Raw genomic sequence first — 11,934 nt, forward strand, 5'->3', positions numbered from 1 at the left:
AGATGATCCCTTAAAAAAAGCAGTCTGCGCAGGTCAGCAACCGGCATGCTGCTTTTTTCAATTTCATATTACATGTACGCACCCCTCACCAACGCCCTGCCTCACAAACTGAAAGGATTAGCCCTTGCTGCTCTCTTACTCATTACAGGCTGCAATGCCGAACAGGATAAGGAGAGCCCTTTGGCAACAGAGCCCGCAAAAGCAGCAGCGCCGTTTTTATATGAAAGCATCCCCGCCTCAGAGACAGGCATAGCCTTTGCCAACACGCTTACCGAGACGGCAAGCCTCAACGTGCTGGAGTTTGAGTACTTCTACAATGGCGGCGGCGTGGCGGTAGGAGACTTTAACAACGACGGCCTGCAGGACATCTTCTTTTCCGGGAATATGGTGCCCAGCCGCCTCTACCTGAACAAAGGCAATCTGAAGTTCGAGGATATAACGGAGCAGGCGGGCATCAACACCTCCGGCCGCTGGGCAAGCGGCGTGGCCTTAGCGGATATAAACAACGACGGCTTTCAGGACATCTATGTCTGCGTGACAGGCAAAGCCGCGCCGCAGCAGCGCAAGAACCTGCTCTATATCAACAACCAGGACAACACCTTCACAGAAGCAGCACAGCAATACGGCCTTGCCGACGACAGCTACTCCACGCATGCCGCTTTCCTGGACTACGACAAGGACGGCGACCTGGACCTGTACCTGCTCAACCACACCCTCGAGGAGAAAAACCCGAACCTGCTGCGTCCCCAGTTGAAGGACGGTTCCGGGAAAAACACAGACAGGCTGTATCGCAACAACGGCAATAATTCCTTTACGGATGTTTCGAAGCAGGCCGGAATACTCGTGGAAGGGCACGGCCTGGGTGTAGCTGTCAGCGATATCAACCAGGACGGATGGCCGGACGTCTATGTGTCGAATGATTACCTGTCGAACGACATTCTGTACCTGAACAATAAAAACGGCACCTTCACCGACAAGGCGGCGGCTTATTTCAAGCACCAGAGCCAGTCGGCGATGGGCAACGACGTGGCCGACTTCAACAACGACGGACTGGTGGATATTATCACGGTGGACATGCTGCCCGAGGACAACCTCCGGAGCAAGCTGATGTTCGCGGGCATGAACTACGACCGCTTTACAGGCGAGCTCATGAACGGCTATACGCCGCAGTACATGCGCAACACGCTGCAGCTGAACAACGGCAACGGCACCTTCAGTGAGATCGGGCAGCTGGCCGGCGTGCAGAGCACAGACTGGAGCTGGAGCCCCCTGCTGGCCGACTTCGATAACGACGGCTACAAGGACGTGCACATCACGAACGGCTTTCCGAAGGACATCACCAACCGCGACTTTATCATGTACCGCATGCAGGGCCTCAACAGCAGCATGCCGATGGACGTGCTGAATAAGCAGCTGATGGAAGTTATAAAAAAGCTTCCGAGTGCCAAAAAGCCAAATTATATATACCGCAACAAAGGCGATCTCACCTTCAGCAACCAGACCAGCGCCTGGGGCCTGGATGTGCCATCTTTCTCAAACGGCGCAGCCTATGCCGACCTCGACGGCGACGGCGACCTGGACCTTGTCACCAACAACATCAACGAAAAAGCTTTTTTATACCGCAACAACACGGAAAAGCAGTCCGGAAACAATTTTTTGCGGATAAAGCTGCAGGGAGACAAGGCAAACGCCGCCGGATATGGCGCCAAGGTGAAACTGACGCTGGAGGGCAAAGAGCAGTTCCAGGAGTTCTCCCCTTTCCGCGGCTTCATGTCCACGGTAGAGCCTTTTTTACATTTCGGGCTGGGGCAGGATTCGGTGGTGGCCGCCGTGGAGGTTACGTGGCCGGATGGCAAAGTTCAGCGCCTTGGGAACGTGCAGGCAAATCAGGTGCTCACGCTGCAGCAGAAAGATGCCGCCGCCGTGAAAGCATCAAAGGAAACACCTGAACCCCGGTTGTTCCAGCAGGTAAACGCGACGCACAGGATAGCCTACACGCACAAGGAGGAGCCCTATATAGATTTCAAGGTGCAGCCGCTGCTGCCGCACAAATACACGCAGAACGGGCCGGGCATAGCGGTAGGGGATGTGAACGGCGACGGGCTGGACGATTTTTACGTGGGCGGGGCCTTCAAATACCCCGGCAGGGTTTTCCTGCAGTCCAGGAACGGCACTTTCTCAAGTGCCGCTATCACCGACCAGACGAAGTACGAAGAGGACATGGGCAGCCTGCTCTTCGACGCAGACGGCGACGCAGATCTGGATTTATATATCGTGAGCGGCGGGAACGAGTTTCCGGCCAACTCCCCCTACTATCAGGACAAGCTTTACCGAAACGACAGCAAAGGCAATTTTACGCTGGATGCGCAGGCGCTGCCCCGTACAACCTCCAGCGGCTCTTTTGTGACCGCTGCTGACGTGGATACGGATGGCGACCTGGACCTGTTTGTGGGCGGCAGGATGTCGCCCCAGCAGTACCCGGCCCCGCCAGAGAGCTATATCCTGTTGAACGAAGGAGGGAGATTCCGTGACGCTACGGCACAGGTGTGCCCGGACCTGCAAAAGCTAGGGATGCTCACCGCCGCCCTTTGGACTGATTTCGATAATGACCGTGCTGTAGACCTGATTGTGACAGGAGAAGGCATGCCCATTACGTTTTTCCGTAACGCCAACGGCAAGTTGCAGAACGTGACGGCCGCCACCACGCTGCCGAACACCAGCGGCTGGTGGAACAGCCTGGCAGGGGGTGACTTCGACAATGATGGGGATATAGATTATATAGCCGGCAACCTGGGGCTGAACACCAAGCTGAAAGCCTCAGGGGGAGAACCCGTGAGCGTATATGCCGCCGACTATGACGGCAACGGCAGCATGGACCCGATCGTGGCGCACTACGTGATGGGCAAAAACGTGCCGGTGCGGCCGCGGGATGATATCTTCGACCAGATGGTGTCCATGCGCCGGCGTTTTACCAGTTACGACAGCTATGCCCGCGCCTCTGTCACGGAGGTTTTGTCTCCAGCAGAACTGAACCGTTCTTATGTGCTGAAAAGCGTGAACATGCACTCCAGCTACATCGAGAACCTCGAGAACGGCAAATTCATGATCAAAGCCTTGCCTGTGGAGGCCCAGTTTGCGCCGGTGTTTGGCATTACGGTGCATGACTATGACGGCGACGGCAATCTGGACGCGCTGCTCACAGGCAATTCGCAGGCCCCGGAAGTGATCAGCGGCGCCTACGATGCCTTTACCGGCTTGTACCTCAAAGGAAACGGCCAGGGAAGTTTCCAGCCAGTGCCGCTTCAGCAAAGCGGTTTCGTGGTGGACGGTGATGCGAAAGGAATGGCGAATCTGACACTGTATAACGGGAAAACGCTTGTGCTGGCAGCCAATAACAACGGCCCGCTGCTGGCCTATACCGCGGGCACCGGAAGCCACGCACAGGTTATTCGCACCATGCCTTCAGACGTAAGACTGGAGATTACACTTGATTCAGGGAAGAAAATCGTGAAAGAGCTTTATTACGGCTCCGGTTATCTTTCGCAATCCACCAGAAGTGTTGCCCTGCCCCAGAATGCCGTATCGGTGGTGGCTTTCGATTTTAAGGGAAAAAGCAGGAAGGTTAAATAACATTGCTGCTTAAGGTATTTAAACAAAACATATATAATGTTCCCGCCTCCTATATATAGCAGGGCCATTTCCTGCACATTGCTTGCTGCCTTGTTCCTGCTGGCTTCCTGTAGCGAGGAAAAGCAGGAAAACGGTCACATCGGGATGGTAACGCTCCTCGAAGAGGTGGCGCAGAAATTTTACGTGCCCGGCAACCGGTTTGCGAACCATGCCCGCGTCGCCCACTTCGATACCTTGGCCGCCAAAGCCTCAGGCCGCAAGAAGTTCGACTTCGAATATGAGAAAGCCACCGAACTGCTGCGGGCGGGAGACCCGGAAGGAGCGGCAAAACTGTTTGAGAAACTGCACCAGGAACTGCCGCAGGTGGCCTACAGCTTTACCCCAAAAGACCAGGGACTGGCCGACAGGCTGCAGGCGGATATCGCGCAGGCTTACCTGCGCTTCGGGGAGCAGGAAAACTGCCTCATCAACCACACCTCCGCCTCCTGCATCTTCCCCATTGCCAGCCCGGGGTTTCACCAGTTGCCGCAAGGCTCCCGCAAAGCCATTGAGCACTATACCGCGCTGCTGACGCGAAACCCAGAGGCACTGCACTACCGCTGGCTCCTGAACATTGCCTATATGACTCTGGGCGAATACCCCGACAAAGTGCCGGCGCAATGGCTGATACCGCTGGAAAGCCAGTCTGAAGCTGCTGTGGCCCCTTTTGAGGAGGTGGCCGGAGACCTGGGCGTGGACGTGGATGCCATCTCCGGAGGATCTATTCTGGAGGATTTCGACAACGACGGCAACCTCGACATCATGGCCTCTTCTTACGGGCTGCGGGACCAGATCCGGTACTTTCACAACGACGGCGACGGCTCCTTCTCTGACCATACCGAGAAAGCGGGCCTGAAAGGCATCACCAACAGCCTGAACATGGTGCAGGCGGACTATAACAACGACGGCTATATAGATGTGCTGGTGCTGCGGGGCGCCTGGTTTGAGCAGCACGGCAAGCAGCCCAACTCGCTCCTGCAAAACAACGGCGACGGCACGTTTACGGATGTGACGGCAGCGGTTGGCCTGCTTTCTTTTTACCCTACCCAAACAGCGACCTGGAGCGATTTTAACAACGACGGCTGGCTCGACCTGTTCATCGGCAACGAAACAGCGGACAAATTCAGCCCGAACCCCAGCGAGTTATATATAAACCACCGGGGCGTTTTCAAGAATGTGGCGAAAGACGTGGGCATCGAGTTGAATCAATATGTGAAGGGCGTAACCTCCGGCGACTACGACAACGATGGCTGGCAGGATTTATATATCTCCACGCTATATGGCCAGAACTTTCTGTTTCGGAACCTGGGGCTTGGGCGCAACGAGCAGCTTAAGTTTGAGGACGTGACAGATAAGGCGGGCCTGGCCAAGCCGATGATGTCGTTCCCGACCTGGTTTTATGATTTCGACAACGACGGCTGGCTCGATATTTTTGTTTCTGGCTTCAAGTTCAGCAACGACCCGAGCGTTTCCTATAATGTGGCGGCCGAGTACCTGGGCCTGCCGAACGAGGCTGAGAAAGCAAGGCTTTACCGCAACAACCGCAACGGCACCTTCACCGACATCGCCGAAACAGCGGGCATCAATAAATCCTTATATACCATGGGCAGCAACTTCATGGATATGGACAACGATGGCTGGCTGGATATGTACCTCGGCACCGGCGACCCCAGTTTCGAGTCCATCATCCCGAACAAACTGTACCGCAACAAGGCCGGTAAGGCCTACCAGGATGTCACCACCGCTGCGGGTGTGGGGCACCTGCAGAAAGGGCACGCCGTTTCGGTGGGGGATATAGACAACGACGGCGACCAGGATATATATACCGTGATGGGCGGCGCGTATGAGGGCGATAATTACAGGAATGCCCTGTTTAAGAATACCTACCAGGGAAGCGCCCCGGCTGGCAATAACTGGGTGAGCATAAAGCTGGAAGGGGTAAAAGCCAACAAGGCCGCCATCGGCACCCGCCTGAAAATAACGTTTACGGAGCAGGGCAAGCAGCGAAGCATATACCGGGACGTGAACTCAGGGGGAAGTTTCGGCGCCTCTGCGCTGCGATCTGAAATAGGACTGGGGCAGGCAACCAAAATTGACAAACTGGAGATTCTGTGGGCCGGTTCAAACCGGAAACAGGTGTTGGAGAACATTGCCGCCAACCAGTTTATCCATATAATAGAAGAAGACAGTCAGGTAAAGAAACTCGATATCCGGAAGCTGAACTTACAGAAGAAAAAAGGTGCGCATGATTTGCACCATGCGCACCTCCCAAATCATCAGGATTAAACCTATTGCTTCGTTGGCCTGCCTTTGGTGGCAATGAGTTTTGCCTGCGCTACGTCTGATATCATTGTCCGGACCTTTCCTGCCTTGCCTATTATCTGCACTGACTTTGTCCCGGCTGGCAGCCACAGGGTTCTGGAGGATTGGGACAGGTACCCGGAGCCGAAGTAGAATTCCTGCTTCCTTTTCTGGCCGTTAGGTAGTGTGAGGACGGCGTAGGCGTCGGATGGCAGCACGGGAACAACATATAGTTCAGCCGCTGGATACGCACTTTTATATGCCCGCAGGCTATCGTTGTGCGAAGCAACCAGTACCAGCGGACTTCCTTTTCCGGTGTTTAATTCTGCCATGCCTTTGGCATCCGTATCTATCATAAATCCGCTCTTGTTTATAGCAACCGGTGCGAACTGCCCTTTTCCGTTGCCTTTCATATATAAACCGGTAAAGGCGTCATACCGCCCCACCACCACTTCGGTCGCGTAAGAGTTACCGACCAGCAGCATGTCCAGGTGCCCGTCGCCGTCGTAGTCGTTTACCGTGATGCCGCACACCGGGGCGAATTGCGCCCGCATTGGAAGCGGTGTCATTTTAAATTTCCCATTGCCCAGGTTCTCAATGTAGCTGCTTTTAAAGTTCTCGCTCTTCGCCACGTACGCGTCCTGCAGCCGCTCTGCCGTGAAAATCTCGTTAAACGATTTGCTGGCGTAGTCTTCGTAGGTCCTGAACTCCCGGCGCAAAGACACCATCTGGTCCGTCATATCGTCCCGCCCGTGCACCAGTTGCTCTTTGCCCTGGATATAATGCGTCATCACGGCATCTGTCGTGCCGCTCTTGTCGAAGTCCTTGGCATATACCTGCACCGGCTGCTTCTCCGAAGCTTTGAACTTAGAATTTAGCCCTAAGTTGCCGGCTATATAGTCTGTATCCCCGTCGTTGTCAAAGTCGCCTGCTGCCAGGCTGTTCCACCAGCCGCTGGTACCTTGGAGCCCTGTCGTGGCGGTCACATTTTTTAGTTTGCCGTTTGTGTTCTTCAGAAATGTGAGCGGCATCCACTCTCCTGCCACCACCAGGTCTATGGCGTTGTCGTTGTCAAAGTCTGTCCAGAGTGCGGAGGTAACCATGCCTAAATCAGAGAGCATCGGCCCAACAGCCTGGGTGGCATCAGTAAACTTCCCGCCGTTGTTCTGCAGGATATAGCTCTTCGCCGGCAGTGGAAACTTCCGCGGCTGCACCCTTCCCCCTACGAACAGGTCTAGGTCGCCGTCCTGGTCATAATCTGCTGCTGCCACGCAGGAACCGCTTGCGTCTATCGGTGGTAGTGCCTTAACATCGAGGGCGAAATTGCCTTTCCCGTCGTTTCTATAGAGCCGGTCCTGGTAGGCGCTGTCCCCGGCGGGGTACTCGCTTCCGCCGCGCACGACATATAAATCCAGGTCGCCATCATTGTCCGCGTCGAAGAACAGGCTGCCCATATCCTCCCCGTATTTCTCCCCCGTAGAAAGCGCTCTTGAGCTGAAGTTTCCATCGCTGCCCTGCAGAAACAACATGCCGGTCTGGGAAGCACCGCCACTTATATAAAAATCCTCCAGCCCATCGCTGTTTATATCCCCTACCGAAATACCCGGTCCATTTTGCGAGTACTTGTGCGGCAGCAGTGGCTGCAACTTAAAGTCTATATACTCCTGGCTTTTGTCCTGGTAGGCAATACCTACAGCCGCTGTTATATCTTTAAATAGGGGAGCCGCCCTTTCTGCAGGCCCGCTCTTTTTCGCTGTTGCCTCCCTGTAATTCACCACGAGCACCTGGTTGGGCTTCACTTGCTTCAGCACCTGCTGCCTCCCGTCGGGCCATGTGATCTCCAGCTCATCCACCAGCGTCACTGCCCCCAACCCGAAGTGCAGAAAAGGCTCCACCGTCGACTGAAAGCCCCGGAAAGGGTACTGCTCGGCCACCTGCATTTTCCCGTTATATCGCAGCACAGCCCTCGCCCCAATACCTGCTTTGTTTGCATCGGGCCCCATAAATTTCAACCGGAGGTAATTCCTGTTGCCTGCTCCCTCTTTTCCCTCCCCGCGCCGCTCCGACACCATGTTCTGGTACACGTAAGGCTCCTCGTCCACGTTATTTAGCACGATGTCCAGGTCACCGTCATTATCCAGATCGGCATAGGCAGCCCCGCTCGAAAAAGACTCCTGGCCAAGCCCCCAATTCACCGATTCGTCGGTAAAGGTGAGGTCGGCATTGTTCCGGTACATGAAGTTGTGCTTTTTCACCCCCTCCATGGTCTCGGCGATCTTCACCAGGTGCTTGCCGGTGCCCTCGTTGCCAAAGCTGGACCTCGCCTGCGTGACATAGTACGTCGCAAAATCCAGGTGCGTGATGTCTTTGCGGATGCCGTTGGTGATGAAAAGGTCGCGGTTCCCGTCGTTGTCGAAATCGGCAAACAGGGGCGCCCAGCTCCAGTCGGTGTAATGGATGCCAGCCAACTGGCTTATCTCACTAAAAGTACCGTTGCCGTTGTTCAGCTGCAGGGTGTTGCGGACGTACTGCGGCATATAGCCCCGCTGCAGCGCCAACTGAAACTCATCGTAGTTCTTCACCCCGTTCATGAGCTTCTGCCGCCGGCTGTCGTCGGGCATCATATCCACGCTGATAATGTCCGGCAGTCCGTCGTTGTTGAAATCGGCTATATCCGTCCCCATCGAGAAGTGGCTGGTGTGCTTCAGGTAATCGCGGATGCGCTCGGTGAAGGTGCCGTCCTGGTTGTTGATGTAGAGCAGGTCGTCATATATAAAATCGTTCGACACGTAGATATCCGGCCATCCGTCCTGGTTAATGTCCCCGATACCCACGCCTAAACCGTAGCCCTCTTTTGTGATGCCCGCTTCCCCGGCGACATTGGTGAATGTGTTGTTCCCGTTATTCCTATATAGCCGGTCCACACTGGAGCCCTTGCCCTGCCCCGGCTTGGAGGCAATCACATTGGGATTCACATCCGCACGGTTCACGGTTGCCAGGTACATATCCAGGTCCCCGTCCCGGTCATAATCAAAAAACGCGGCCTGGGTAGAGTAGCCCGTATCGGCCAGCCCGTATTTCTCCGCCTCCTCCTCAAATTTCGGTGTTTTGTCAGCACCGATACCCTTGTTGATAAACAGCAGGTTCTTTCGCCGGTTGGCAGCTTTATATCCCGACATGCAGATGTATATATCCAGCAGGCCGTCGTTGTTTATATCCACGATAGAGGCACCCGTTGCCCAGTTGCTGGTTTCTACGCCCGCCTGCTCCGTTATATCCTCAAACTTGAATTTACCTTTGTTCAGGTACAATTTCCCAGACACCATATTGCCGGTGAAGTACAGATCGGGCAGGCCGTCGTTGTTCAGATCGCCCACCGCCACGCCGCCGCCGTTGTAGAAATACTCAAAATTTAGCAGGTTGATGGAATCGTTGGAGGTGAGTTGGTTCTTAAACGTGATGCCCGTTTCGGCCGGGTACCGTAGCTCAAACAGTTTTTCTTCCTGGCCACAGCCGGCAAAAGCTACCGCCACAAGCAGAAAGAGAGGTATCTTTAAGAGAATTGAGCTGCTATTGAAATTCAGAATCATGGTATATATAGGGCTCGTAGGCTGCGGATGCGAAGGAGGCTACACGCTTGCATGTGCTGGGGTGAAGCACCTGAAAGTAGGTAACAACTTTATATCCTAAAAAGTGACATTTTCAATTTTACCGGCCACCACAGTGTAAGTCGTTTCTCCGGGAGCGGACATACTGAACCCGAAATCACCGGACACTTTATAGTCTGAAGCATCGTACTCCGTAATCCGAAGTTCTCCGTTGGTAATGCCCCCGTTGTAGGTTTCCTTCGTCTCCTGCAAGGCATCACCTGAAATTCGGGTCAGATAATAAGCAGTCCCCTCGGCGGTAGTGCCATTCCCGAGGCGGTAAGAACCCACTTTTTCCGCCTCCAGTTTCACCGACAGCACAATGGCTGTGGTATCTGCGCCCTGCACCTGCACCCCAATGATGGTGAGCGTGTCTCCGGCGCCTACATATGCGCTGGCTCCGTTGGTGACGGTGCGCGTGCCCAGTTTAAAATTCCCTTTGGATGATGCCCAATCTGCACCATTGGCCACTGCCGTGATGCCACTCTGTTCTGTGCTAACAGGAGTCGGCGCATCGTTATCGCTGCAGCCCGAAAGCGCCAGCAGGCCTGATAAAGCGCCTAATAACAAGCCGCTGCCTTTTTTATATATGTCTTTCATTTGAAATCCCATTTTACCATCCCGTTAAAATAAGAAAAAGGATCACAACCTGCGATCCTTTTTCTTATTAACTGCTATAGAACTGTTGCTGTTCCTTCTTTAAATCTAAAAGATTAGAAGCCGGGGTTTTGCACCAGTTCAGGGTTTCTGTCAAGCTCGGCCTGCGGTATCGGGAACAGCTCATGCTTGCCTACCTGGAATGGTCTTCCCATGGCATTCAGCACTTCAGACGCTCTGCAGGTTCTCACAAGGTCAAAGAAGCGGTGTCCTTCGAAAGCAAGCTCAACACGACGCTCCTGTATAATGAGGTCACGGAGCTCAGCCTGGCTTGTTGTGGTAGCAGGCAGTGGGCAGGTTGCACCAGCCATGCTTTCACGGGCACGGGCTCTCACCTTGTTCAGGGACTCCAGTGCCTCTGCTGTTCTGCCCAGTTCATTCAGGGCTTCCGCATTCCACAAAAGAACATCCGCATAACGCATAAGCGGAATGTTGAGCGGCGAGTTAGCAGCACCCGTTAATTCAGACTCAGGGATCAAGAACTTCTGGATGCTATAACCGGAACGCGCCCATGATGCATCATACGTAAGGCCATTGATAACATCGCCCGGCTCAAGAATGGAATATTCCAGGCGAGGATCACACGGCTCGAACGCCTCATAAATATTATTCACCTTGATTTTAGGATTACCACCGTAACCAGCAGGTGTATTAGGACCGATTGGTGTACTAAAACCCCAGCCTGATATATCCGCAGTACGTGGTGAGAGCCACTGGTTCAGGGCTAGTCCATCGTTTTCGTTGGCCCAGCCACCAGTTCCGCCTACGCCTTGTACTGAGAATATATGCTCTGAGCTGTTCTCTCCAGCCAGCGTAAATAAATCCGGGTAGTTCGGCAGAAGGGAATAAACTCCTGAATTAATGATCTCGTTCGTCAGTTGAACAACCTCCTCATACTGGTCAGTTGTAGCATATGGGGTTTCACTACAGCCTTCAGGTGTGGATTGCCAAAGCTTTGCTTTCGCCAGAAGAGCCTGTGCAGCACCCTTTGTTGCTCTACCTACATCCGCTCCACCATACGTCAGCGGCAGCACGGGTATGGCCTCCGTCAGGTCCTGCTCTATCAGGGCCCAGTTCTCAGCAATAGAGGCAGGGCGTGGAACAAACACCTCATCCGGGTCAAGCACCTTCGTAATAATCGGAACCCGACCATAGGCTTTCACCAGGTCAAAGTAATACTGCGCCCGAAGGAACTTGGCCTCTCCCAGTATTCTTGCCTTCAGCGTTTCATCCATACCCTCAATAGGAGGCACACGCTCCAGCACCAGGTTCGTACGGTAAACGCCGTCATACGACTGGCTCCAGAAGTCCATCAACAGCGGGGCAGTAGCCACCTGCGTAAAGTTCTGAAACTGCAGGATTTCGGCATAGTCCTGGTCGTCCGTGCTTCCTTTGTCCGTGTCACCGCCTACTACATCCCCGAATATCCAGTCCATTCGCGAGTGCACATCCCATTGCAAGGGATCATAGGCGGCGTTAAGGGCTGCCAATGCATCATCAGCTGTAGTATAGAAGTTTGCGGTTGTTAATTCAGATAGTGGCTGCCTATCCAGAAACTCATCCTCACAGGCCTGCAACACCAACCCACCTGTAATCAGCCCCCCAATGACAAAGGACAGGTGTATCGTTTTCTTAAAATTTATCATGGTTCGTTTGAATT

Annotated in this window: 5 protein-coding genes; 2 read left to right on the plus strand and 3 right to left on the minus strand. The window is 54.1% G+C overall.

Annotation, left to right across the window (positions count from 1 at the left end):
• The first annotated feature begins 180 nt into the window (after window positions 1–180).
• The gene (locus tag ABD920_RS10970) at window positions 181–3,630 is read left to right on the plus strand and encodes a CRTAC1 family protein (protein WP_345158976.1); all 3,450 of its coding nucleotides are present in this window, start codon (window positions 181–183) and stop codon (window positions 3,628–3,630) included.
• A 36-nt stretch (window positions 3,631–3,666) separates the two neighbouring features.
• A complete protein-coding gene (locus ABD920_RS10975) occupies window positions 3,667–5,955 on the plus strand; it encodes an FG-GAP-like repeat-containing protein (protein ID WP_345158978.1) in 2,289 nt (762 codons plus the stop codon).
• A gap of 2 nt (window positions 5,956–5,957) precedes the next feature.
• Here ABD920_RS10975 and ABD920_RS10980 read toward each other — a convergent pair whose 3' ends face one another.
• From ABD920_RS10980 to ABD920_RS10990, 3 genes are all read right to left on the minus strand, one after another.
• Window positions 5,958–9,503, minus strand: coding sequence for a VCBS repeat-containing protein (locus tag ABD920_RS10980; RefSeq protein WP_345158979.1), 3,546 nt, complete (start codon window positions 9,501–9,503; stop codon window positions 5,958–5,960).
• A gap of 153 nt (window positions 9,504–9,656) precedes the next feature.
• Window positions 9,657–10,217 carry a DUF6252 domain-containing protein gene (locus ABD920_RS10985; RefSeq protein WP_345158980.1) on the minus strand — a complete coding sequence of 187 codons (561 nt, stop codon included), beginning with the start codon at window positions 10,215–10,217 and terminating at the stop codon, window positions 9,657–9,659.
• A 113-nt stretch (window positions 10,218–10,330) separates the two neighbouring features.
• A complete protein-coding gene (locus tag ABD920_RS10990) occupies window positions 10,331–11,920 on the minus strand; it encodes a RagB/SusD family nutrient uptake outer membrane protein (protein WP_345158982.1) in 1,590 nt (529 codons plus the stop codon).
• Window positions 11,921–11,934 lie beyond the last annotated feature (14 nt).

It is taken from the genome of Pontibacter saemangeumensis, from assembly GCF_039541895.1.
In the GTDB taxonomy this organism is placed as follows: domain Bacteria; phylum Bacteroidota; class Bacteroidia; order Cytophagales; family Hymenobacteraceae; genus Pontibacter; species Pontibacter saemangeumensis.

Coding starts and splice junctions, on each gene's coding strand:
- ABD920_RS10975 (WP_345158978.1), top strand. CDS start 3,667: ATGTTCCCGCCTCCTATATATAGCAGGGCCATTTCCTGCACATTGCTT.
- ABD920_RS10990 (WP_345158982.1), bottom strand. CDS start 11,920: ATGATAAATTTTAAGAAAACGATACACCTGTCCTTTGTCATTGGGGGG.
- ABD920_RS10985 (WP_345158980.1), bottom strand. CDS start 10,217: ATGAAAGACATATATAAAAAAGGCAGCGGCTTGTTATTAGGCGCTTTA.